Origin of the sequence: Streptomyces sp. NPDC048142 (assembly GCF_043202835.1) — a bacterium.
GTDB lineage: Bacteria > Actinomycetota > Actinomycetes > Streptomycetales > Streptomycetaceae > Streptomyces.
Map to the genome: position 1 here is coordinate 94,839 of NZ_JBIDBC010000024.1, position 21,735 is coordinate 116,573.

Here is a 21,735-nt window from a genome sequence, read left to right on the forward strand (position 1 = left end):
CAACCAGGACCACCCCGGCACCCACGATCGCGCACCGAGCGCCCAGGGCCACCCCCGCACCGACGACCACACACGAAGCAGCCGCAGGAGACCCGGCGATGACCGCAGCCCGCCAAGCCCCCGGCGCGCCCGCCTCCTCCCCCGCCCCCTCCCGCCGCGCCCGGATCGAGGGGCTGCTGCTCGGGCTCGCGGCGGGTGACGCCGCCGGGTGGCCCGCCGCTCGGCACCGGGCGGCCCGGATGCCCGAGTGGACCCGGCGGCTCACCCGGGAGCTGGACACCTTCGCCGAGCAGAACGCCACCACCACGCTCCCGGTGCCCATCGCCCTCAACCAGCCGCCCGAACCACTGCGGCTCGGCCCGTCCGACGACGCCGAGTGGGCCGCGTTCGCCGCCCGTACGGTGCTGGCGGCGGCCGACGACGCGGTGGGCCTGGCCCCCGGCCGCCGGATGCGGGACGCGGTCGACCGGGCCTGGAACGCGCTCGCCGCCACCGTCGCCGCCGCCAGCGCCCGCGCTCCCGAGGTCGAGGCCGCGGTGCTCCCGCTGCGGGCCCGCATCTCGGTACGGGCCGGGCTCGGCAACCTGGCCGCCGGGCTGCGGCCGCCCGCCACCGGGCACGACAACCCGCACTACTTCGACGACGCCGCCTGCGTACGGGCCGCCGTGCTCGCCGTGGTCCACCCGGGCGACCCGGAGGAGGCCGCCGCGCTCGCCGAGTTCGACGCCCGCTACACCCAGGACGGCGACGGGGTGCACGGGGCGCGGGCCATGGCCGCCGCAGTTGCCATGGCGCTGGCCGGGGCGGACGTCGACACCGTGGTGAACGCCGCTCTGGACCGGCTCCCCGAGGGCACCGAGATCGCCCGTAACGCCGCGCACGCGGTCCGCCTGGCCCGGGAGTTCGCGGACGAGCCGGCCGGGGCTTTCGCCCTGGTCCCGGTGCTGGAGCACCAGATCGTGGACCACGTCTACAGCTACGGGATCGCGGCGGCGGAGACCGTGCCGGTCGCCCTGGCCCTCACCACCGCCGCCCGGGGCGAGATCGCCCAGGCGGTCCCGGCCGCCGCCTGCCTGTCCCGGGTCGCGGACTCCGCGCCCGCCCTGGCCGGGGCGCTGACCGGGGCGATCGGCTCGGTCACCGCCGTACCGGCGGGCTGGCGTGAGGCGTGCCGCACCCTGGCGGGCTGTGCGCTGCCCCGGCTCGCGGGCACGGACCTGATCGAACTCGCCGGGCTGCTCGCAGCCACGGAACCGGCCACCCCGGGTGGACAATTCCGGCATGACGCCCACAACGGCCAGGGCGGCCGCACCCGCCCCCTCGACGCCGGCCCCCTTCCCGCCCACGCCCGGACTCGATGACCGCATCACCCGGGCCCTCGTCGGAGCCGCCGTCGGCGACGCGCTCGGCGGCCCGGTCGAGGGCTGGACCCCCGAGCAGATCGCCGAGCGCCACGGCGGCCGGGTGACCGGGATCGTCGGCCCCTGGTACGGCGATGACTGGCGCACCGCGCGCCCCGTCGCGCCGTACCACAAGGGCGACGGGCACGTCACCGACGACACCCTGATGACCCATGCGCTGATCCGGGTCTACGACCGGGTCCGCGACCACCTCGACGCGTACGCCGTCGCGGACCACCTCGTACCGGATCTGCTGTCCCCCCGCTGGATCCCGGAGCTGGAGGCCGAGGCGCTGCCGCTCCAGCGGATCTTCCTGGCGGAGAAGTGGATCGTGGCCCGGCTGCACTACGGGCACGTGGACCCGCGCGAGGCCGGTGCGGGCAACATCGTCAACTGCGGGGCGGCGATGTACATGGCGCCGGTCGGCCTGGTCAACGCCGGCCACCCGGAGGCCGCGTACACCGAGGCGCTGGAGGTCGCGGCTCCCCACCAGTCCTCCTACGGGCGGGAGGCCGCCGGGGTCTTCGCGGCCGCCGTCGCCGCCGCCTGCGTTCCGGGCGCCACCCCCGAAGCGGTGATCGACGCCGCCCTCGCCCTGGCGAAGGACGGCACCCGGTCCGCGATCGAGGCGGTCTGCGAAGTGGCCGCGGGACACCACGACTTCGAGTCGGCGCTCGCCCCGCTGCGGGCGGCGGTGGAGCCTTTCGACACGGTCGGCCCCGACTACCGGAGCCCCTCGCTCGGCGCGCGCCGCCCCTCCCGGCTGCACGCCATCGAGGAACTGCCCATCGCCCTGGGCCTGTTGCTGACCGGGCGCGGCGACTACCGGCGAACGGTGCTGGGTTCGGTGAACTACGGGCGGGACTGCGACTCCATCGCGACGATGAGCGGTGCCGTCGCGGGCGCGCTGGGCGGCGAGGTCCCGGCCGACTGGGCGGCCACGGTGGCACAGGCGAGCCGGCTGGACCTGGAGACCCCGGCCCGCTCCCTGGCACAGGTGGCCCGGGAGGTCTTCGCCCGGGACCTGGAACGCCGCCGGGCCCACGAGAGCGCCTTCACCGCGCTGGCCGGTGCGCGGTGAACGTCCGCCTCACCTGGGTGCAGCCCGAGGACCTGGTCGGGCACGAACTGCGGCAGGCCGCGCAGGACGGCCGGGACGCCCGGGAGATCGGGGAGCGGTGGTACGCGGCCGGGGGCTCCCCCGTCCCGGACCGCGCGGGCGCATCCGAGCCGCCCGCGCCGCCCCGGCTGCGGGCGCTGGCCGAGCACCTCCTCCATGAACTCGCCCTGCTGGACTCCCCGTTGACCGCCGACGAGCCCACCGAACTGGACGAGATCGTGGCCGCCTGCCCGCACTGGCCGGGCCCGGTGGACGCCGCCCCCGTCGTCGGCCGGGACCGGCTGCACGCGGCCTGGCTCGGCCGGGCGGCGGGCTGCCTGCTCGGGAAGCCGGTCGAGAAGCTGCCGCTGACCGGCATCCGCGCCCTGGCCCGCGCCACCGGCAACTGGCCCCCGGCCACCTGGTTCACCGCGCGCGGGGTGCCCGCCGAACTGCTCGCCGCCCACCCCTGGAACCGCCGCTCGGCCCTCACCTCCCTGGCCGAGAACATCGACGGCATGCCCGAGGACGACGACCTCGACCACCCGCTGCTGACTCTGCTGTTGCTCCAGCGGCACGGCCGCTCCTTCACCACGGCCGACCTGGCCCGGCTCTGGCTGGACGCGTTGCCGGCCGGGCGCGTCTTCACCGCCGAGCGGATCGCGTACGGCAATCTCCTCGCGGGCGTCGAGCCCCCGGAGACCGCCCGCTTCCGCAACCCGTTCCGGGAGTGGATCGGCGCCCGGATCCGGGCGGACGTGCACGGCTGGACCCACCCCGGCGACCCGGCCGGGGCCGCCGTCCAGGCCCATCGCGACGCGGTCCTCACCCACACCGGCAACGGGGTGTACGGCGCGATGTTCACCGCCGCCGCGCTGGCCGTCGCGGCCGGGGGCGAGAGCGATGTGCACGGCTGCCTGGCGGCCGGGCTGCGGGTGGTGCCGCCGCACTCGCGGTACGCCCGCGCGGTCCGCCTCGGCGTCGAAACGGCCCGTACGGAAGGGGACTTCGACACCGTCGTGGACCGGCTGCACGCCGTCTACGGGGACACCCACCACTGGGTGCACGTGCTGCCCAACACCGCGCTGCTGGCCGCCGCACTCACCCACGCCGACGGCGACTTCACCCGGTCCGTCGGCCTCGCGGTCTCCGGCGGCTGGGACACCGACTCCAACGGGGCGACGGCGGGGTCACTGGCCGGACTGCTCGCGGGCGGGCCGGACGCCCTGCCCGAGCACTGGACGGCTCCGCTGAAGAACCGGCTCGCCACCTCCGTACCCGGCTTCGACCGGACCGGGTTCGACACCCTCGCCGCACTGACCCACCAGGAGGCTCTGCGCCCATGACCCGCATCGCGGTGCTCGGCAGCACCCATATGGACCTCGTCGCCCACGCGGCCCGCGCGCCCGGCAGCGGCGAGACCGTCACCGGACGGGAGTTCCGGACGATCCCCGGCGGCAAGGGCGCCAACCAGGCCGTCGCCGCCGCCCGCGCAGGCGGCGAGGTGACGATGATCGGCGCGGTCGGCGACGACCTGTACGGGGCCCTGCTGCGCGACGGCCTCGACCACGCGGGGGTGGACACCGACCTCCTGCACACCGCCGAGGGCCCCAGCGGCACCGCGCACATCGTGGTGGACGACACCGGGGCCAACTCGATCGTGGTGATCCCCGGCGCGAACGGCGTCGTGACCGCGCTCGGTCCCGGGGAGATCGCGGCGGTCGCCGCCGCCGACCTGCTGCTGATGCAGCTCGAACTCCCCCTGTCCGCCGTCGTCGAGGGAGCCCGCGCGGCCCGTGCCCAAGGCGTACGGACCATCCTCACCCCCTCCCCCGCGAGACCCCTGCCCGACGAACTCCTCGACCACATCGACCTGCTGGTCCCCAACGAGCACGAGGCCGCCGAACTGTCCGGGCAGGCCGAACCGCACGCCGCCGCCCAGATCCTGCTGCGGCAGGTGCCCGAGGTCATCGTCACGCTCGGCGCGAAGGGCTGCCTGTACGCGGCCCGGGGCGGTGAGCCGGTGCTCTTCGAGGCCCCCGCGGTGAAAGCCGTCGACACGACCGGGGCCGGGGACACCTTCGTCGGGACGCTGGCCGTGGCGCTCGGCGAGGGGCGGCCGGTGGCCGAGTCCGTCGCCTGGGCGTCGGCGGCGGCCGCCCTGTGCGTCCAGAAACCCGGCGCGTCCACGTCCATGCCCTACCGGAGCGAGATCGAGGCCGTATGAGTACGACAGCAGCAGGACTGCCGGTCGGCGCCCACCCGCCTGCCGGCCCGCCCTCACCGACCGGCGCAGGGCCCCTGACCGGGCTGAAGGTCATCGACCTGGCCACCCTCTTCGCCGGACCGCTCGCGGCCACCATGCTCGGGGACTTCGGCGCCGATGTGATCAAGGTCGAGCACCCCCGTAAACCGGACCCCTCGCGCGGGCACGGGCCCGCCAGGGACGGGGTCGGCCTGTGGTGGAAGCTGCTCGGCCGCAACAAGCGCACCCTGACCCTCGACCTGTCCGCGCCCGGCGGCCGGGATGTGCTGCTCCGGCTGGCCGCGGAGACGGATGTGATCGTCGAGAACTTCCGGCCCGGGACCCTGGAGCGCTGGGGCCTCGGCCCCGCGGAGCTGCACGCCGTCAACCCGCGCCTGGTGCTGGCCCGGGTCACCGGCTTCGGCCAGTTCGGGCCGTACGCCCACCGCCCCGGCTTCGGGACGCTCGCCGAGGCGATGAGCGGGTTCGCGGCGATCACCGGGGAGCCGGACGGGCCGCCGACGCTGCCGCCGTTCGGGCTCGCGGACTCCATCGCGGCGCTGGCGACGGCGTACGCGGTGATGGCCGCGCTCGCGGGGCGGGAGAAGACCGGCGAGGGGCAGGTGGTGGACCTGGCGATCATCGAGCCGATCCTCACCGTGCTGGGCCCGCAGCCGCTCTGGTACGACCAGCTCGGTTACGTCCAGCCGCGCACCGGCAACCGCTCCCGCAACAACGCCCCGCGCAACACCTACCGCACCGCCGACGGCCACTGGGTCGCGGTCTCCACCTCCGCCCAGTCCGTCGCCGAGCGGGTGATGCGGCTGGTCGGCCGCCCGGACCTGATCGACGAGCGCTGGTTCGGCGCGGGCAGCACCCGGGCCGAGCACACCGAGGAGCTGGACGGGGCCGTCGGCCACTGGATCTCCCGGCACAGCCGCGAAGAGGTCCTGAACGGCTTCGAGAAGGCGGAGGCGGCCGTCGCGCCGATCCATGACGTACGGGAGGTGATGGAGGACCCGCAGTACCGGGCGCTGGACACCATCACCGAGGTCGATGACCCGGAGCTGGGGCCGCTGCGGATGCAGAACGTCCTCTTCCGGCTCTCACGGACCCCCGGCGGAATCCGGTGGGCGGGCCGTCCGCACGGCGCCGACACCGACGAGATCCTGGCCGGGCTCGGCCTCTCGGAGACGCGGATCGCGGCGCTGCGGGACCAGGGGGCGCTGTGACCGGCCGGCCGATCCCGGCCCCGCCGCTGCCGGAGGGCCCGCCGCCGCCCGCCGGCCGGCCGCCGCTGACCTGGCTGTACGTGCCCGGGGACCGGCCGGAGACGGTGGCCAAGGCACTGGGGTGCGGGGCGGACGTGGTGATCGTCGACCTGGAGGACGCCGTCGCCCCGGACCGCAGGCAGTACGCGCGCTCCGCCACCGCCGAGCTCCTCGCGGACCAGGTCACGGCGGCCCCGGACGCGGTGCCGGTCCATGTCCGGGTGCACGGCGAGGACGACATCCGGGCGCTGGCGAAGCTGCCGGGCCTGGCCGCGTTCCGGCTGCCGAAGATCACCCACGCGGTCTCGGTGCACCATGTGGCGGCCGTGGCCCCGGGCGTGGCGCTGTATCCGCTGCTGGAGTCGGCGCTCGCGATCGAGCACGCGTACTCGATCGCCTCGGCCCATCACGCCGTACGCGGCATCGCGCTGGGCGAGGCGGACCTGCGGGCTGATCTGGGCGTACGGGAGGACGCCGGGCTCGACTGGCCGCGCAGCCGGATCGTGGTGGCGGCCCGTGCCGCGGCCCTTCCGCCGCCCGCCCAGTCGGTGTTCCCGGACGTCCGGGACCTGGACGGGCTGCGGGTGTCGTGCGGGCGGGGGCGGGCGCTCGGGATGCTGGGCCGGGCGGCGATCCACCCGCGCCAGCTGCCGGTGATCGAGCAGGCGTTCCGGCCGACGGCCGAGGAGATCGAGGCGGCCGAGGAGATCGTCGCGGCCTCGGCGGTGGAGGCGGGGGCGCTGGCGCTGCCGGACGGGAGGTTCGTGGACGCGGCGGTGGTGGCGGCCGCCCGCAGAACGATCGCGCTCGCCGGGCGGGCCTGAGATTCGGGCCCGCCCGGCGAGCGGGAGGTGTGCGGGGGACGCGCCTGCCGAGGCGCGGGAGGCGCGCCGGGGCGCGGCCGGTCAGCTCTTCTCGGCTGCTTCGGCCGCTTCGGCTGCTTCTGTGCGCTCGGCGGTGGCGCCCTTGCCGGGCTCGTCCTTCGTGAGCGGGTCCTTCTTCCCGGCGGTGTCCGCTTCCTCGGAAGCGTCCTGCCCGGCCGGTCCGTCCGTCTTCCCGGGGACGACGGCGTCCCGGTCGGGCTCGACGATCTCCTCGCGGCCCGGACGGATCTTCGCGGAGACCACGATGTAGGCGACGGCGAGGACGAAGACGATGATCGCGGTCCACACGTTCAGGCGGAGGCCCAGGATGTGGTGGGCCTCGTCGACCCGCATGTACTCGATCCAGCCGCGCCCCGCGCAGTAGGCCGCGACGTACAGCGCGAACGCCCGTCCGTGGCCGAGCTTGAAGCGGCGGTCGGCCCAGATGACCAGCAGCGCGACGCCGATGCACCACAGCGACTCGTACAGGAAGGTCGGGTGGTACGTCCCGGCGACCCGGTTCGGGCCCTCGCTGATCTCCAGCGCCCAGGGGAGGTCGGTGGGCTTGCCGTACAGCTCCTGGTTGAACCAGTTGCCCCAGCGGCCGATGGCCTGGGCGATGGCGAGGGCGGGGGCCAGTGCGTCCGCCCAGGCGGGCAGCGGAATGCCCCGGCGGCGGCAGGCGATCCAGGCGCCGACCGCGCCGAAGGCCACCGCGCCCCAGATGCCGAGGCCGCCCTCCCAGATCTTGAAGGCGTCGACCCAGTTCTCACCGTCGCTGAAATACAGCTGGTAGTCGGTGACCACGTGGTAGAGCCGGCCGCCGACGAGGCCGAAGGGCACCGCCCAGACAGCGACGTCGGCCACGGTGCCGGCTTTGCCGCCCCGGGCTACCCAGCGCTTGTTGCCGAACCAGACGGCGACGAAGACACCGATGATGATGCAGAACGCGTAGCCGCGGAGCGGGATCGGGCCGAGCTCGATCACGCCGGTCGACGGGCTGGGAATGAAGGCAAGGTTCATGGCTAGGTCGACGCTACCTTGCCGGGTGGTGGGTACGGCAAGCCACCCGGCAACGTCTGGGTAACGAGGGCCGTGTCACAGGGCGGGTGCGGGACCCGGTCAGGAACCGGGGGCGGCCGTCGGGGCGGCCGGGTCGGAGGTCCCACCGGCCGGGGCGGCCGGGTCGGAGGCGCCGCCGGCCGGGTCGGCCGGGTCCGAGGTGCCCGGCTCCTTGCCCTTGTTGGCCTCGGCGACCCACTTCTTCAGGTTCTCCGGGGAGATCTGTTCGTCGCCCTTGCTCGGGAAGACGGACTCCCCGTTGAGCAGGACCGTCGGCGTGCCCTGGAAGCCGCCCTCGCGGAACGCCGTGTCGGACTTCTTCACCCAGCTGTCGTGCTCGCCGTCCTCCACACAGCTGCGGAATCCCGGCGTGTCGAGCCCCTCGACCTCTCCGGCCAGCTCGATCAGCCGGCTGTTCTTGCCGAAGGCGTCGTCCGGCTCGGGAGGCTGGTTGCTGAAGAGCACGTCGTGATACGGCGCGAACTTGCCGGTGTCCTGGGCGCAGGCGGCGGCGTTGGCGGCGCGCAGCGACCCGGTGCCGCCGAGATTGCCGTCGATGATCGTGGCCAGGTGATACTCCACCCTGACCTGTCCGTCGTCCACCAGCTCCGTGACGGTGTCCCGGAAGGCGTTCTCGAACTGGGCGCAGACGGGGCAGCGGAAGTCCTCCCAGATCGTGAGGGTGGACGGGGCGTCGGCGGCGCCGACCGGCAGGGTCAGGGCGTCCTCGCCGATCGCGCCCGACGGGGCGACCGCGGGGCCGCCGGCGGTGCCGCCGTCGTCGTCCTTGCCGGCGTTGGCCGCGATGACGCCGACCACGGCCGCCAGGGCGAGCACCCCGACCACCGCCGAGGCGACGATCAGCGTCCGGCGGCGCTTCTCGCGCCCCTTCTCCCGCTCGCGCTGCTGGGCCAGGCGCTCGCGCGCGCTTCTGTTTCCCTCAGGGATCTTGTCGCTCACACCCAGGGAACGAACCGGGGAGGCGCCACCGCGCCTCCCCGGTCCACAATCCACCCGTTCGGGTGACTCAGGGGCTCAGCGCTTTCGAACACCTTCGGCCAGTTCGCCCGCCAGGGAGCGGACGGCGGCGAGGCCTGCGGCCTCGTCGGGGGCGTCCAGCATGGCCTTGACGAAGGCCGAGCCGACGATCACGCCGTCCGCGAACCCGGCGACCTCGGCGGCCTGCGCCGCGTTGGAGACGCCGAGGCCGACGCAGACCGGGAGGTCGGTGGTGGCGCGGGTGCGCCCCACCAGGTCCTGGGCCTGGACGCCGACGGAGGCGCGGGTGCCGGTGACGCCCATCAGGGACGCGGCGTAGACGAAGCCGCTCCCGGCCGCCGTGATGGTGGCGAGGCGGGCGTCCTGGCTGCTGGGGGCGACGACGAACACGGTGGCGAGGCCGTGCTTCTCGGCGTGTTCGCGCCACAGCGCGGACTCCTGGACCGGCAGGTCGGGCAGGATGCACCCGGCGCCGCCCGCCTCGGCCAGCTCGGCGGTGAAGCGCTCGACGCCGTAGCGGTCGATGGGGTTCCAGTACGTCATGACCAGGATCGGGACACCGGTGGCCTCGTGCGCCTCGCGGACCGTGCGCATCACGTCGGCGATCCGGACACCGCCGCGCAGGGCGATGTCGTCGGCGGTCTGGATGACCGGGCCGTCGAGGACCGGGTCGCTGTGCGGGAGCCCGATCTCGACGACGTCCGCACCGCCCGCGATGACGGCCTTGACCGCTTCGATGCCGCCGTCGACGGTCGGGAAGCCCGCCGGGAGGTAGGCGATGAGCGCCGCCCGGTCCTGTGCCTTCGCGGCGGCCAGGGTGGTGTTCAACAGCTCGATGTTGCCGCTCACTTGGCGTCCCCCTCGATCTCGGCACGGTCGCTGTCGGCGTCCGCTTCGACGGCGGCGTCGGTGTCGTAGAGCCCGAAGTAGCGGGCGGCGGTGTCCATGTCCTTGTCGCCCCGGCCGGACAGGTTGATGAGGATCAGCCCGTCCCTGCCCAGCTCCTTGCCCAGCTCCAGGGCCCCGGCGAGCGCGTGGGCGCTCTCGATGGCCGGGATGATCCCCTCCGTGCGGGACAGCAGGCGCAGGGCCTGCATGGCCGCGTCGTCGGTGACCGCGCGGTACTCGCCGCGTCCGGTGTCCTTGAGGTACGCGTGCTCCGGGCCGATGCCCGGGTAGTCCAGGCCCGCCGAGATGGAGTACGGCTCGGTGATCTGGCCCTCGTCGTCCTGGAGGACGTAGGAGCGCGAACCGTGCAGGATGCCGGGCTCCCCCGCGGTGAGCGTCGCCGCGTGTTCGCCGCTCTCCACCCCGTGCCCGGCGGGCTCGCAGCCCACCAGGCGGACATCCGCGTCGGGGATGAAGGCGTGGAAGAGGCCGATGGCGTTGGAGCCGCCGCCGACGCAGGCGACCGCCGCGTCCGGGAGGCGGCCCGCGCGCTCAAGGATCTGGCGGCGGGCCTCGACGCCGATGACCCGGTGGAAGTCGCGGACCATCGCCGGGAAGGGGTGCGGGCCGGCGACCGTGCCGAAGAGGTAGTGCGTGCGGTCCACGTTGGCGACCCAGTCGCGGAACGCCTCGTTGATGGCGTCCTTCAGGGTCCGCGAGCCGGACTTCACGGCGACGACCTCGGCGCCGAGCATCCGCATCCGGGCCACGTTCAGCGCCTGGCGCTCGGTGTCGATCTCTCCCATGTAGATGGTGCAGTCGAGGCCGAAGAGGGCGCAGGCGGTCGCGGTGGCGACGCCGTGCTGGCCGGCTCCGGTCTCGGCGATGACGCGGGTCTTGCCCATGCGCTTGGTGAGGAGCGCCTGGCCCAGCACGTTGTTGATCTTGTGCGAGCCGGTGTGGTTCAGGTCCTCGCGCTTGAGGAACATCCGGGCGCCGCCCGCGTGCTCGGCGAAGCGCGGGACCTCGGTCAGCGCGCTGGGCCGGCCCGTGTAGTCGACCATGAGCGCGTTGAGCTCGGCGGCGAAGGCCGGGTCGGCCTTCGCCTTGTCGTACTCGACGGCGACCTCGTCCACGGCGGCGACGAGCGCCTCCGGGATGAACTTGCCGCCGTACGCGCCGAAGTAACCCTCGGCGCTGGGGATCAGACCCTCGGGGTCCGGGATGAAGAAGTCGGACGACATGCGACGTGCTCCTTGGCATGGCAACGGATGGATGCACCGTATGCGCGGAGCGGCGAGCGCCACCGGGACCGGCGTGCGGACGCGGTGGTGCGGTCGTACGTACGAGTGGAGTGAGGTGTGGTACGTCGGCCGGGGCTCGCCTACAGCGCGGACCCCGGGCGCCATCGCATCCCGTTCACCTGGCCGGGCTCGTCCCCGATGACGTACCGCACGCGCCGGCCGCGCACCCGCCGGGCGGGGGCGCGGCAGCCGCGCGGCCGGCAGCCGCGCGCCAGCGGGGCGTGCGGGTCCCGGGCCGGGGCCCCGGCGGGGCTAGGGCCTGTCGTCAAACTGCCGCCTGCCGGGCGACGCCTGGCACGCACGCTCGCGGCGTTGCCGAAATGCCCTAGTAGCTCCGCTACGAGACCATTCCGGCGCCTTGCGATCGCACGCACCAGACGCCGCTCGGCCGCCCTTCGGGCGACGACAGCAGTTTGACGACAGGCCCCACCCGGCCGGGTGCGGGGCACGGGACGGTCGGTCATGGTCGCTGTGTCCCCGGTCAGCCGCGGCCGTGGCGGAGCGCCGGGTGGGCGCCCGCGGCGACCAGGTCGGCGACGGCGGCGCGCGGGTCGCGGCCGGTGACCAGGGACTCGCCGACCAGGACGGCGTCGGCGCCGGCGTTGGCGTACGCGATCAGGTCGTGCGGGCCCCGGACGCCGGACTCGGCGACCTTGACGATGTGGTCGGGGATCTCGGGGGCGACGCGCTCGAAGATGGAGCGGTCGACCTTGAGGTCCTTCAGATTGCGCGCGTTGACACCGATGATCTTCGCTCCGGCGTCCACGGCGCGCTCCGCCTCCTCCTCGTCGTGCGCCTCGACGATCGGGGTGAGCCCGATCGACTCGGCGCGCTCGATCAGGGAGACCAGAGCCTCCTGGTCGAGGGCGGCGACGATCAGCAGGGCGAGGTCGGCGCCATACGCGCGGGCCTCCCACAGCTGGTACGAGGTGACGATGAAGTCCTTGCGCAGGACCGGGATGTCGACCTTGGCGCGGACGGCCTCCAGGTCGGCGAGCGAGCCGCCGAAGCGGCGCTCCTCGGTGAGGACCGAGATGACGGACGCGCCGCCCGCCTCGTAGTCCGCGGCGAGCGCGGCCGGGTCGGCGATGGCGGCAAGGGCCCCCTTGGAGGGGGACGAGCGCTTGACCTCGCAGATGACGGTCACGCCCTCGCCGCGCAGGGCGGCGACTCCGTCCTTGGCCTGGGGAGCGCGGGCCGCGCGCTCCTTCAGCTCGTCGAGGCTGACGCGCGCCTGCCGCTCCGCGAGGTCGGCGCGAACGCCATTGATGATCTCGTCGAGCACACTCACGCGAGCGGCCCCCTTCCGGAACGGTGATGAGGGAACAGGATCAGCCATACCGATGGTATCCGCAGGAGGGCCCGGGGCTCGCATCCGGCCACGCCGCGTCCCACTACCTGGGCATTCAGGGGGCCAGCGCCGAGCCGAACGGCAGATTCCGGACCACGGTGAAGATCAGCAGGACGGCCCCCACACCCCACCACCAGGCGGGTGCCAGAGCGATCCGCAGAGGCTGTCCGCGCCAGGCCCTGGCCAGCAGGAGGGCCCAGACGGCGGCGAAGAGGACGTAGCCGACGGTGGCGATCGCGTTGGCGGAGAACGCCACGCCGAGATCACCGTGGATGAAGGCATGGGCGCTGCGCAGCCCGCCGCAGCCGGGGCAGAGGACCCCGGTCAGCTGGAGCAGCGGGCAGACCGGGTAGTGGCCGGACTCGTTGGGGTCGACGGTACCGACGTAGGCGAAGGCGCCCGCGACGGCGGCGAGGATGCCGACCGGTGTGGCGAGCCTGCGCAGCCGGGAGGCGGGCACGGCGGGGCGCGCGAAGCCGGCGGCGTACGGAGCCGGATGCTCGCCGGGGCCGGGGCCGGGGCCGCCGGGCGGCTCGGGGAGGTCGGCGGCGTACGGGCTCGGCCGGACGCTCAGCGGCGTCGCGACGGCTTCGGGGCCCGGCGGCGGGGCGGATTCGGGGTCCGGCGGCTGGGCTGCGGCGGGGGTAGGCGAGGCGTCCACCCGCTGATTGTCCCCCGCCGATGCGAAAAGGCGCAGCCCCACCGGGGCTGCGCCTGTCTGCGTGTCGGTCGCCGGGACGGGCCGGCGTCCGGGTCAGTGGGAGGTCTGCGCCCGCCCGGCGCGCTCCCTGGCCTCGACCAGCTCGGCCGACTCCTTCGGCATGCCGAGGCCGGCGACCCTCATGGCGAGGCCCACGAGACCGCCGGCGAAGATGACGGCGATACCGGCCCAGAAGCCGAGCGGGTTGGCCGCGACCATGAAGACGCCTGCGACGCAGAAGCCGATGAAAGCAATGGTGACACCGGTCCAGGCGGCCGGGGTGTGTCCGTGGCTGCTGCCCGCCATGAGTTGCTCCTCGTTGGTGTTGCGCTGTGGGTGACGCTGTACGTGTGGCCGCCGCCCGGGGGACGGCTCGGGTCCATTGTCCCGTACGGGGCCGCAGGACGTGAGCGTGGGGTCACGCCTCGCGCGTCGGGTCCTCGCCGCGGTCCAGGGCCTTCCACAGGTCCTCGGGCCGGTCCGGGTCGGGGGCGGTGCGGGGGGCCTTGCCGGGGCGGGGGGTGCCGTCGCGCTCGTACTTTCCGGACATGGCGGGCCAGCGGCTGCCGTAGCGCAGGGCGAGGAGCCCGGCCAGCAGGATCAGCAGGCCGCCGGCCGCGGTGACGTAGGGCCAGGCGGTGTGGCCGATGGCGTGGATGGTGGCCGCCGCGTCGCCGGTGGTCCTGGCGGCCTCCTCGTCGAGGGCCGTGCTGTCGGAGCCGCCGGCCCAGGCGCTGAGCGCGGCCCCGAGGCCGCTGAGGGCGAGGAGGGCGGCGACGATCCGGCGGCCCGCGCCGCGCACCGCGAAGACGGCGACGAGGGCGGCGAGAGAGACGACGGCGAGGGCGGCGGGGACGCCGGTGACGTCCTGGCCGTCGACGGTCAGCGGGAGGGCGCCGCCACCGGTGGCCGCGTCACCCTCGGCCCAGGTCTGCCCGGAGGCGAGGAGGACGACGGTCGCGCCGGCCGCGCCGAGGAGCAGTCCGGCCGCGAGACTGCGACGGCTCCCTGCGGAGTCGGGCGCGGCGCCGGGGACGGAGTCGGCGGTTCGGGCACGGGGCGGGGGTACGGGGACAGCGCTCACGCCCTCCACTATCCCCTACCGGTTCAGCGGCCGTGGAGCCGGTCGGTGTCCCCTACCGGTTCAGCGGCCGTGGAGCCGGTCGGTGTCCCCTGCCGGTTCAGCGGTCGTGGAGCCGGTTGGCCGTGTGGACGGCGCGGAGCACGGCCGCCGCCTTGTTGCGGCACTCGGTGTCCTCGGCGACCGGGTCGGAGTCGGCGACGACCCCGGCTCCGGCCTGGACGTACGCGGTGCCGTCGCGGAGCAGGGCGGTCCGGATGGCGATGGCGGTGTCGGAGTCCCCGGCGAAGTCGAGGTAGCCGACGCAGCCCCCGTACAGTCCCCGGCGGCTCGGCTCCAGCTCCTCGATGATCTGCATGGCGCGGGGCTTGGGGGCGCCGGAGAGGGTGCCCGCGGGGAAGCAGGCGGTGAGCACGTCGAAGGCGGTGCGGTCCTCGGTGACGCGGCCGGTGACGGTGGAGACGATGTGCATCACGTGGGAGTAACGCTCGACCGACATGAAGTCGACGACCTCGACGCTGCCGGGTTCGCAGACCCGCCCCAGGTCGTTGCGGCCGAGGTCGACGAGCATCAGGTGCTCGGCGCGCTCCTTGGGGTCGGCGAGGAGCTCGTCGGCGAGGGCCTGGTCGTCCTGCGGGGTGACGCCCCGGTGCCGGGTGCCGGCGATCGGGTGGACCATGGCCCGGCCGTCCTCGACCTTGACCAGGGCCTCGGGGCTGGAGCCGACGACGTCGAACCCGTCGAAGCGGAAGAGATACATGTACGGGGACGGGTTGGTGGCCCGCAGCACCCGGTAGACGTCCAGGGCGCTCGCCGTGCACGGGGTCTCGAAGCGCTGGGAGGGGACGACCTGGAAGGCCTCGCCCGCCCGGATCCGCTCCTTGATGTCCACGACGGCGTCCTGGTAGGCCTCGCCGCCCCACAGCGCGGTGTACGGCGGCAGTTCGGACGGGGGCAGGACGGCCGGGGCGTTCTCGACCGGACGGCGCAGGTCGCGCTCCATCGCGTCGAGGCGGGCGACGGCGTCCGCGTGGGCCTCGTCGACGCCGGTGTCGAGGTCGTTGTGGTTGATCGCGTTGGCGATCAGCAGGACGGTGCCGTCCCGGTGGTCGAGGACGGCGAGGTCCGAGGTGAGGAGCATGGTCAGCTCGGGCAGCTTCAGATCGTCGCCGCCGTGCGCCTCGATCTTCTCCAGGCGGCGGACGATGTCGTAGCCGAGGTAGCCGACCATGCCGCCGGTGAACGGCGGCAGGCCCGCGCCGCCGACCAGGTCGCGCGGGGTGTGCAGGGTCTCGACGGTGGCGCGCAGCGCGTCCAGCGGGTCGCCGGCCACGGGGACGCCGACGGGCGGGGTGCCGAGCCAGTGGGCCTCGCCGTCGCGGGCGGTGAGGGTGGCGTCGCTGCGGACACCGATGAAGGAGTAGCGCGACCAGGTCCGGCCGTTCTCGGCGGATTCCAGGAGGAAGGTGCCGGTGCGTTCGGCGGCGAGCTTGCGGTACAGGCCGACCGGGGTGTCGCCGTCCGCGAGGAGGCGGCGGCTGACGGGGACGACGCGCCGGTCGACGGCCAGCTTGCGGAAGGTGTCGAGATCCATGGCCGGTGACCTTACCGGGCGGGAGGGAGGAGGACGTCGGCGTCGAAGCAGGTGCGGTCGCCCGTGTGACAGGCGGCGCCGGTCTGGTCGACCTTGACCAGCACGGTGTCGGCGTCACAGTCCAGGGCGACGGACCTCACGTGCTGGACGTGCCCGGAGGTGTCGCCCTTGACCCAGTACTCCTGGCGGCTGCGCGACCAGTAGGTGCAGCGGCCCGTGGTGAGGGTGCGGTGCAGCGCCTCGTCGTCCATCCATCCGAGCATCAGCACCTCGCCGGTGTCGTACTGCTGGGCGATGGCCGGAACCAGGCCGTCGGCGCCGCGCTTGAGGCGGGCGGCGATGGCCGGGTCGAGGCTGCTGGCGGGCGGCGTGGCGCCGGGCGTGCTGGTCATGCGCCCATTGTGCCGTGGTCGGTGGGGGATTCCGGGCGGACGTCCACTGGGCGGACCCCGGGTGACGGTCGTACCCTGGCGAGCATGTCGACCCATGCGAAGCGCGAACGTCTTCTGCTCGCCGATCTGTTGGAAGCGGCCGGTCCCGAGGCCCTGACGCTGTGCGCCGGCTGGAAGACCCGCGATCTGGCCGCCCATGTGGTGGTCCGCGAACGCCGCGCGGACGCGGCGGGCGGGCTGCTGGTGAGCGCGCTGAAGGCCCGGCTGGAGCGCGTGCAGGCGGAGTTCGCGGCGAAGCCGTACGAGGAACTGATCCAGCTGATCCGCACCGGTCCGCCCCGGTTCTCCCCGATGTCCCTCAAGCAGATCGACGAGGCGGCGAACACCGTGGAGTTCTTCGTCCACACGGAGGACGTGCGGCGGGCCCAGCCCGACTGGTCGCGCCGCGAGCTGGACCCGGTCTTCACCGATGTGCTCTGGTCGCACACCGAGAAGACCGCCCGGCTGCTGGGCCGCCGCTCCCCGGTGGGACTGGTGCTGCGCCGCCCGGACGGCCAGACGGCGGTGGCCCACAAGGGGACCCCGGTGGTGACGGTGACCGGGGAGCCCGCCGAGCTGCTGCTGTTCGCGTACGGCCGGCAGAGCGCGGCGGACGTCGAGGTGGAGGGCGACAAGGACGCGGTCGAGCGGGTGGGAACGGCCGAGCTGGGGATGTAGGGCCCGGGTCCCAGGGGCTCCGGGGCGGTTGCGGGCCCGGCGTGGGGCTGCGGGTCAGCGGGGCAGTTCGGCGCGACGGAGCGCGGCGAAGGCGAGGCCCGCCGCGCCACCCGTCGCGCACACGGCCGCGCTGACCGCGAAGACCGGCCCGGCGCCCCAGAGGGCGATGGCGGACCCGGTGACGGGGTGGCTGAGCCATGGCCGGGGCGAGGGCCATGAAGGAGATGCTGCTGCGGACGTCCTCCGTTGCGGAGTCCGCTCAGGCCCCGAGCAGCCGCCGTGCCGCCAGGGCGAGCGAGACCTCGACCGCGTCCCGGGGGCGGGTGAGGCAGCGGCCGGTGAGCTGTTCGAAGCGGCGGAGGCGGTTGAGGACGGTGTTGCGGTGGCAGTAGAGCTTCGCGCCCGCCCGCTGCGCCGAGCCGTCCGCGTCCAGCCAGGCGGTGAGGGTCTCCACGATGACGTCGCGGTCGGCGGGGTCCAGGCGGTCCAGCGGGCCCAGCACCCGGTCGGCGAGGGCTCCGGCGAGGGCCGGGGAGGACACGACCAGGGCGTCCGGGAGGTGCTCGTCGAGCAGGACGGTGCCCCCGGACGCGGGGCAGGCGCGCAGCGCGGTCTCCGCCAGCCGCCGGGCGTCGCCGAGTGCGGCCAGCCCCTCGACGGCGGAGCCGATCCCGGCCCGGGTGCCGGCCGGCACCTCCAGTGCGGCGGCCAGCGCGCTCAGCTCGCCGGGCGGGCCCGCCAGCGGCAGGATCGCGAACTCGGCCTCCGGGCCCGGGTGCCAGAGCACCGCCGTGTCCGGGACGGCGGCGGGCAGCGTCAGCGGCGGGCGGGCGGCGGCCCCCGGACCGCGCGGGGCGGCAGCCACCGCGAGGACGGCGTAGCGGCCCTGCTCCGGCAGGCCCAGCATCGCGGCCGCCTCGGCGAGGTCCGCGATGCGGGCGGTGCCGTCCAGCAGGGCGGCGACCATGAGCCGCTGCCGGTTCTCGCGCCGCCAGGACAGCCGCCGCTCGGCCTGCCGGTAGGCGTCCGCGACGATCCCGCAGTGCTCGTCGACGAAGTTCCACACGTCGGCGGCGACATGGACGAGCAGCCGGACGTCGTCGGGGTCGCGCCGGGCGGTCTCGTCCACGAGGTCCTGCCAGACCATCGCGCCGCCCAGCCGGAAGGCGTGCAGGACGGCGTCGAGCGGTACGCCCTGCTCGGCGCGGATCTCGCCGATCCAGCGGGAGGTGCGGTGGGCGGGCTCCCGGAACTCCCGGGGCTGGATCAGGGAGCCCACGTTGTGCCGCAGCGAGTGGTGGACCTCCTGCCAGACCTCGGCCCGGTCGGAGTCGATGGCCGCCCGGTAGCCGGGCTCCTGGGCGTACAGGGCCTCGACGAGCCGGTCGGTGAGGGCCGGCAGCGACGCGACGAGGACCCGGGCGGCCCGGTGCAGCACCTCCACGGCCTCGCGGTCGGCCAGGGACCGGAAGCGGTGCGGCAACGGCGTTGCCGGGGGCGGGCCGTGCGGTGCCCCGATCCGCGGACGTACGACCTGTGGCATGGCGGCCTCCACCGGGATTCGGCCTGCCGCGCGAGCGGCGGGCCCGGCGCGCCCGGCCCGTGCGGGGCGCGAGTGCGGCGACACGATCCTGACGCCCGCAGAATGACATACCGCCTGGTCGGTACCTAGAGGTCTGCGCGGAACTCGTCATCACGGTCTCGCAACCTCCCGGCCGCGAAGGAGATCAGGGGCCCCGCACCGGGCCTGTTCGGTGCGGGAGCAGATGCCGAGGGCGGCGAAGGCACGGCGGAGGTGGTGGTGGTCGTGGTGCTCGTCGACGGTGCGGGGGCTGAGCGATCGACACAGCGTCACTTCGCGGTTGGCGGCCCCTCGGCGACGCGGCGGGCGATGCGCTGCCGCTGGGGGGAGGGGGCCGTCGGCGGTACGCCCGCCGCGTCCCGTCGTCGGTGGCCCTCAGCCCGAGCGGCTTCCCCGCCGCCCGGTCCCACCCAAGTCCCCCGGGCGCGGCCGAGCAGCGCGGGAAGGCGACCAGGGCGTCCCGCAGCGGGCCGCGGGCCGCAGGACGCGAGAGGCGGCGGCCACCGCCCGTACAGCAGGCGGGTACGGGTCCGTACAGCAGGCGGGTACGGGTCCGTACAGCAGGCGGGTACGGGTCCGTTCGAAGTCGCCGGCCGCCCGGCCGGGCCGGTGCCTCAGCGGACCGGGTGTCCCGCTTCCCGCAGGGCGCCCTTGACCTCGGAGATCCGCAGGTCGCCGAAGTGGAAGACGGACGCGGCGAGCACCGCGTCGGCCCCCGCCTCGATCGCCGGGGCGAAGTCGGCGAGCCGGCCAGCGCCGCCGGAGGCGATGACGGGGACGGTGACGTGTCCCCGTACCGCCTCGATCATCTCCGTGTCGTAGCCGTCCTTGGTGCCGTCGGCGTCCATCGAGTTGAGCAGGATCTCGCCCGCGCCCAGCTCGGCGGCCCGGTGCGCCCACTCGACGGCGTCGATGCCGGTGCCCTTGCGGCCGCCGTGCGTGGTGACCTCGAACGTGCCCTCCGGGGTGCGGCGGGCGTCGACGGAGAGCACCAGGACCTGGCGTCCGAAGCGTTCGGCGATCTCGCGGATCAGGTCGGGGCGGGCGATGGCGGCGGTGTTGACGCCGACCTTGTCCGCGCCGGCGCGCAGCAGCTTGTCGACGTCGTCCGGGGTGCGGACGCCGCCGCCGACGGTGAGCGGGATGAAGACCTGCTCGGCGGTGCGGCGGACCACGTCGTACGTCGTCTCGCGGTCGCCGCTGGAGGCGGTGATGTCGAGGAAGGTCAGCTCGTCGGCGCCCTCGGCGTCGTACAGCTTGGCCATCTCGACGGGGTCGCCCGCATCGCGCAGGTTCTGGAAGTTGACGCCCTTGACGACCCGGCCGTTGTCGACGTCCAGGCAGGGGATGACGCGTACGGCGAGACTCACTTCGCGCCTCCTCGGTAGGCCTCGACCTCGACCTCGACGACCAGGCTCGGGTCCACGAAACCGGACACGATGATCATGGAGGCGACGGGGCGCACGGCGTCGAACAGCTCCTTGTGGGCGCGGCCGATGTCCTCCACGTCCCGGGCGTGCGTCAGATACATCCGGGTGCGGACGACGTCCTCGCGGCCGAGGCCCACCTGCTCCAGCGCCGCGAACGCGACCTCGAAGGAGGTGATCGCCTGCTCGTAGGGGGAGCCCGCGGAGATCTGGCCGTTCACCACGGAGGTGCAGCCGGCGACCAGGACGAGCCCGCCCGGCAGTTCGACGGCACGGGAGTAGCCGAACTTCTCCTCCCACGGCGCGCCGGTGGAGACGCGGCGTACGGAGGCGGCGGTGGTGGACCCGGCGGATTCGGTCATGCGGCGACCGCCTTGAGGGCCTCTTCCAGCGTGAACGCCTTCGCGTACAGCGCCTTGCCGACGATCGCGCCCTCGACGCCCTCGGGGACGAGGAGGGAGATGGCCCGGAGGTCGTCGAGGGAGGAGACCCCGCCGGAGGCGACGACCGGGCGGTCGGTGGCGGCGCAGACGTCTCGCAGCAGGCCCAGGTTGGGGCCCTCCAGCGTGCCGTCCTTGGCGATGTCGGTGACGACGTAGCGGGCGCAGCCCTCGGCGTCGAGGCGGGCGAGGGTCTCGTAGAGGTCGCCGCCGTCGCGGGTCCAGCCCCGGCCGCGCAGGGTGGTGCCGCGGACGTCGAGGCCGACGGCGATCTTGTCGCCGTGCTCGGCGATGACCTTGGCGACCCACTCGGGGGTCTCCAGGGCGGCGGTGCCGAGGTTGACCCGGCGGCAGCCGGTGGCGAGGGCGGCGGCGAGCGAGGCGTCGTCGCGGATGCCGCCGGACAGCTCGACCTTGATGTCCATGGCCCCGGCGACCTCGGCGATCAGGGCGCGGTTGTCGCCGGTGCCGAAGGCGGCGTCCAGGTCGACGAGGTGCAGCCACTCGGCGCCGGCGCGCTGCCAGGCGAGGGCCGCCTCCAGCGGGGAGCCGTAGGAGGTCTCGGAGCCGGACTCGCCGTGCACGAGGCGGACGGCCTGGCCGTCGCGGACGTCGACGGCGGGGAGCAGTTCAAGCTTCGGCATTACAGCGTCTCGATCCAGTTGGTCAGCAGCTGGGCGCCGGCATCGCCGGACTTCTCGGGGTGGAACTGGGTGGCCCACAGCGCACCGTTCTCCACGGCGGCCACGAACCGTTCGCCGTGCGTGGCCCAGGTGACCTTGGGGGCACGGATCTTGGCGTTGGTCACTTCGAGGGACCAGTCGTGTGCCGCGTAGGAGTGCACGAAGTAGTACCGGGCGTCGGCGTCCAGGCCCGCGAAGAGCCGGGAGTCCGCGGGGGCCTCGACGGTGTTCCACCCCATGTGCGGGACGACGTCGGCCTTGAGCGGTCCGACCGTGCCGGGCCATTCGTCCAGGCCCTCGGTCTCCACGCCGTGCTCGATGCCGCGCTCGAACAGGATCTGCATCCCGACGCAGATGCCCATGACGGGGCGGCCGCCGGAGAGCCTGCGGCCGACGATCCAGTCGCCGCGGGCCCGCTTGAGGCCGTCCATGCAGGCGGAGAACGCGCCGACGCCGGGGACGAGCAGCCCGTCGGCGTTCATCGCGCGGTCGTAGTCGCGGGTGATCTCGACGTCCGCGCCGACGTGGGCGAGGGCCCGCTCGGCGGAGCGGACGTTGCCGAAGCCGTAGTCGAAGACGACGACCTTCTTCTTGCCGGCCGGTTTGCCGGCAGTCGTTTCGTCAGTCACAGCGTGCC

General features: G+C 74.4%; 23 protein-coding genes and 1 pseudogene. 7 read left to right on the forward strand and 17 right to left on the reverse strand.

The window, feature by feature from the left end:
• Positions 1-98: 98 nt before the first annotated feature.
• Genes ACGF2Y_RS26385 through ACGF2Y_RS26410 form a run of 6 tightly spaced genes read left to right on the forward strand, consistent with a single transcriptional unit; the run spans position 99 to position 6,839 of the window.
• Positions 99-1,361: an ADP-ribosylglycohydrolase family protein gene (locus ACGF2Y_RS26385; RefSeq protein ID WP_392952226.1), complete on the forward strand. Its 1,263-nt coding sequence runs from the start codon at positions 99-101 to the stop codon at positions 1,359-1,361.
• A complete protein-coding gene (locus ACGF2Y_RS26390; RefSeq protein WP_392952148.1) occupies positions 1,282-2,481 on the forward strand; it encodes an ADP-ribosylglycohydrolase family protein in 1,200 nt (399 codons plus the stop codon). Before ACGF2Y_RS26385 ends, ACGF2Y_RS26390 begins: the two co-directional genes overlap by 80 nt.
• Positions 2,478-3,845 carry an ADP-ribosylglycohydrolase family protein gene (locus ACGF2Y_RS26395; protein WP_392952151.1) on the forward strand — a complete coding sequence of 456 codons (1,368 nt, stop codon included), beginning with the start codon at positions 2,478-2,480 and terminating at the stop codon, positions 3,843-3,845. Before ACGF2Y_RS26390 ends, ACGF2Y_RS26395 begins: the two co-directional genes overlap by 4 nt.
• On the forward strand, positions 3,842-4,726 hold the full coding sequence (rbsK, locus tag ACGF2Y_RS26400) for a ribokinase (protein ID WP_392952154.1): 885 nt from the start codon (positions 3,842-3,844) through the stop codon (positions 4,724-4,726). Before ACGF2Y_RS26395 ends, rbsK begins: the two co-directional genes overlap by 4 nt.
• Entirely contained in the window at positions 4,723-5,976 is a 1,254-nt protein-coding gene (locus ACGF2Y_RS26405) for a CaiB/BaiF CoA transferase family protein (RefSeq protein ID WP_392952157.1), read from the forward strand. The genes rbsK and ACGF2Y_RS26405 overlap by 4 nt, the downstream gene beginning before the upstream one ends.
• Positions 5,973-6,839, forward strand: coding sequence for an HpcH/HpaI aldolase/citrate lyase family protein (locus tag ACGF2Y_RS26410; RefSeq protein WP_392952160.1), 867 nt, complete (start codon positions 5,973-5,975; stop codon positions 6,837-6,839). The genes ACGF2Y_RS26405 and ACGF2Y_RS26410 overlap by 4 nt, the downstream gene beginning before the upstream one ends.
• A gap of 81 nt (positions 6,840-6,920) precedes the next feature.
• Here the strand turns inward: ACGF2Y_RS26410 and lgt are convergent, their stop codons facing one another.
• The 11 genes from lgt to hisI all read right to left on the reverse strand — a co-directional run bounded on the left by lgt (position 6,921) and on the right by hisI (position 16,249).
• Positions 6,921-7,901: a prolipoprotein diacylglyceryl transferase gene (gene lgt, locus ACGF2Y_RS26415; protein WP_392952163.1), complete on the reverse strand. Its 981-nt coding sequence runs from the start codon at positions 7,899-7,901 to the stop codon at positions 6,921-6,923.
• Between the two features lie 99 nt (positions 7,902-8,000).
• Positions 8,001-8,900, reverse strand: coding sequence for a DsbA family protein (locus ACGF2Y_RS26420; RefSeq protein WP_392952165.1), 900 nt, complete (start codon positions 8,898-8,900; stop codon positions 8,001-8,003).
• Between the two features lie 75 nt (positions 8,901-8,975).
• Positions 8,976-9,788, reverse strand: coding sequence for a tryptophan synthase subunit alpha (trpA, locus tag ACGF2Y_RS26425; RefSeq protein WP_392952168.1), 813 nt, complete (start codon positions 9,786-9,788; stop codon positions 8,976-8,978).
• Positions 9,785-11,071: a tryptophan synthase subunit beta gene (gene trpB / locus ACGF2Y_RS26430; protein WP_392952171.1), complete on the reverse strand. Its 1,287-nt coding sequence runs from the start codon at positions 11,069-11,071 to the stop codon at positions 9,785-9,787. Before trpB ends, trpA begins: the two co-directional genes overlap by 4 nt.
• Positions 11,072-11,211: 140 nt before the next feature.
• Positions 11,212-11,400, reverse strand: coding sequence for a tryptophan biosynthesis modulator TrpM (gene trpM, locus ACGF2Y_RS26435; protein WP_392952174.1), 189 nt, complete (start codon positions 11,398-11,400; stop codon positions 11,212-11,214).
• 212 nt (positions 11,401-11,612) lie between these two features.
• On the reverse strand, positions 11,613-12,422 hold the full coding sequence (gene trpC / locus ACGF2Y_RS26440; RefSeq protein WP_392952177.1) for an indole-3-glycerol phosphate synthase TrpC: 810 nt from the start codon (positions 12,420-12,422) through the stop codon (positions 11,613-11,615).
• A 115-nt stretch (positions 12,423-12,537) separates the two neighbouring features.
• A complete protein-coding gene (locus ACGF2Y_RS26445) occupies positions 12,538-13,056 on the reverse strand; it encodes a DUF2752 domain-containing protein (RefSeq protein ID WP_392952229.1) in 519 nt (172 codons plus the stop codon).
• 180 nt (positions 13,057-13,236) lie between these two features.
• Positions 13,237-13,488: an HGxxPAAW family protein gene (locus ACGF2Y_RS26450; RefSeq protein ID WP_392952179.1), complete on the reverse strand. Its 252-nt coding sequence runs from the start codon at positions 13,486-13,488 to the stop codon at positions 13,237-13,239.
• 112 nt (positions 13,489-13,600) lie between these two features.
• Positions 13,601-14,275, reverse strand: coding sequence for a TIGR02234 family membrane protein (locus tag ACGF2Y_RS26455; protein WP_392952181.1), 675 nt, complete (start codon positions 14,273-14,275; stop codon positions 13,601-13,603).
• 88 nt (positions 14,276-14,363) lie between these two features.
• A complete protein-coding gene (locus ACGF2Y_RS26460; RefSeq protein ID WP_392952184.1) occupies positions 14,364-15,857 on the reverse strand; it encodes an anthranilate synthase component I in 1,494 nt (497 codons plus the stop codon).
• 11 nt (positions 15,858-15,868) lie between these two features.
• Positions 15,869-16,249, reverse strand: a complete 381-nt coding sequence (gene hisI / locus ACGF2Y_RS26465; protein ID WP_392952187.1) for a phosphoribosyl-AMP cyclohydrolase — start codon at positions 16,247-16,249, stop codon at positions 15,869-15,871.
• 84 nt (positions 16,250-16,333) lie between these two features.
• Here hisI and ACGF2Y_RS26470 point away from each other — a divergent pair, with 84 nt between their 5' ends.
• Positions 16,334-16,966 carry a TIGR03085 family metal-binding protein gene (locus tag ACGF2Y_RS26470; protein ID WP_392952189.1) on the forward strand — a complete coding sequence of 211 codons (633 nt, stop codon included), beginning with the start codon at positions 16,334-16,336 and terminating at the stop codon, positions 16,964-16,966.
• A gap of 54 nt (positions 16,967-17,020) precedes the next feature.
• Here ACGF2Y_RS26470 and ACGF2Y_RS26475 read toward each other — a convergent pair.
• The 6 genes and pseudogenes from ACGF2Y_RS26475 to hisH all read right to left on the reverse strand — a co-directional run.
• Positions 17,021-17,161: pseudogene (locus ACGF2Y_RS26475) on the reverse strand (MFS transporter); the annotation flags it as partial.
• Positions 17,162-17,225: 64 nt separating this feature from the next.
• Positions 17,226-18,509 carry a PucR family transcriptional regulator gene (locus ACGF2Y_RS26480; RefSeq protein ID WP_392952191.1) on the reverse strand — a complete coding sequence of 428 codons (1,284 nt, stop codon included), beginning with the start codon at positions 18,507-18,509 and terminating at the stop codon, positions 17,226-17,228.
• A 653-nt stretch (positions 18,510-19,162) separates the two neighbouring features.
• Positions 19,163-19,918, reverse strand: coding sequence for an imidazole glycerol phosphate synthase subunit HisF (hisF, locus tag ACGF2Y_RS26485; protein WP_018957515.1), 756 nt, complete (start codon positions 19,916-19,918; stop codon positions 19,163-19,165).
• Positions 19,915-20,337, reverse strand: a complete 423-nt coding sequence (locus ACGF2Y_RS26490) for a RidA family protein (RefSeq protein WP_392952193.1) — start codon at positions 20,335-20,337, stop codon at positions 19,915-19,917. The genes hisF and ACGF2Y_RS26490 overlap by 4 nt, the downstream gene beginning before the upstream one ends.
• Positions 20,334-21,059, reverse strand: coding sequence for a bifunctional 1-(5-phosphoribosyl)-5-((5-phosphoribosylamino)methylideneamino)imidazole-4-carboxamide isomerase/phosphoribosylanthranilate isomerase PriA (gene priA / locus ACGF2Y_RS26495; protein ID WP_018957513.1), 726 nt, complete (start codon positions 21,057-21,059; stop codon positions 20,334-20,336). The genes ACGF2Y_RS26490 and priA overlap by 4 nt, the downstream gene beginning before the upstream one ends.
• The gene (gene hisH / locus ACGF2Y_RS26500; protein WP_392952196.1) at positions 21,059-21,727 is read right to left on the reverse strand and encodes an imidazole glycerol phosphate synthase subunit HisH; all 669 of its coding nucleotides are present in this window, start codon (positions 21,725-21,727) and stop codon (positions 21,059-21,061) included. Before hisH ends, priA begins: the two co-directional genes overlap by 1 nt.
• Between the last annotated feature and the right edge of the window lie 8 nt (positions 21,728-21,735).

Excerpts from the sequence above, each read along its gene's own strand:
- ACGF2Y_RS26385 (WP_392952226.1), top strand. The coding sequence starts at position 99 with ATGACCGCAGCCCGCCAAGCCCCCGGCGCGCCCGCCTCCTCCCCCGCC.
- ACGF2Y_RS26390 (WP_392952148.1), top strand. The coding sequence starts at position 1,282 with ATGACGCCCACAACGGCCAGGGCGGCCGCACCCGCCCCCTCGACGCCG.
- rbsK (WP_392952154.1), top strand. The coding sequence starts at position 3,842 with ATGACCCGCATCGCGGTGCTCGGCAGCACCCATATGGACCTCGTCGCC.
- ACGF2Y_RS26405 (WP_392952157.1), top strand. The coding sequence starts at position 4,723 with ATGAGTACGACAGCAGCAGGACTGCCGGTCGGCGCCCACCCGCCTGCC.
- lgt (WP_392952163.1), bottom strand. The coding sequence starts at position 7,901 with ATGAACCTTGCCTTCATTCCCAGCCCGTCGACCGGCGTGATCGAGCTC.
- trpB (WP_392952171.1), bottom strand. The coding sequence starts at position 11,071 with ATGTCGTCCGACTTCTTCATCCCGGACCCCGAGGGTCTGATCCCCAGC.
- ACGF2Y_RS26450 (WP_392952179.1), bottom strand. The coding sequence starts at position 13,488 with ATGGCGGGCAGCAGCCACGGACACACCCCGGCCGCCTGGACCGGTGTC.
- ACGF2Y_RS26460 (WP_392952184.1), bottom strand. The coding sequence starts at position 15,857 with ATGGATCTCGACACCTTCCGCAAGCTGGCCGTCGACCGGCGCGTCGTC.
- hisI (WP_392952187.1), bottom strand. The coding sequence starts at position 16,249 with ATGACCAGCACGCCCGGCGCCACGCCGCCCGCCAGCAGCCTCGACCCG.
- ACGF2Y_RS26470 (WP_392952189.1), top strand. The coding sequence starts at position 16,334 with ATGTCGACCCATGCGAAGCGCGAACGTCTTCTGCTCGCCGATCTGTTG.
- ACGF2Y_RS26480 (WP_392952191.1), bottom strand. The coding sequence starts at position 18,509 with ATGCCACAGGTCGTACGTCCGCGGATCGGGGCACCGCACGGCCCGCCC.
- ACGF2Y_RS26490 (WP_392952193.1), bottom strand. The coding sequence starts at position 20,337 with ATGACCGAATCCGCCGGGTCCACCACCGCCGCCTCCGTACGCCGCGTC.
- priA (WP_018957513.1), bottom strand. The coding sequence starts at position 21,059 with ATGCCGAAGCTTGAACTGCTCCCCGCCGTCGACGTCCGCGACGGCCAG.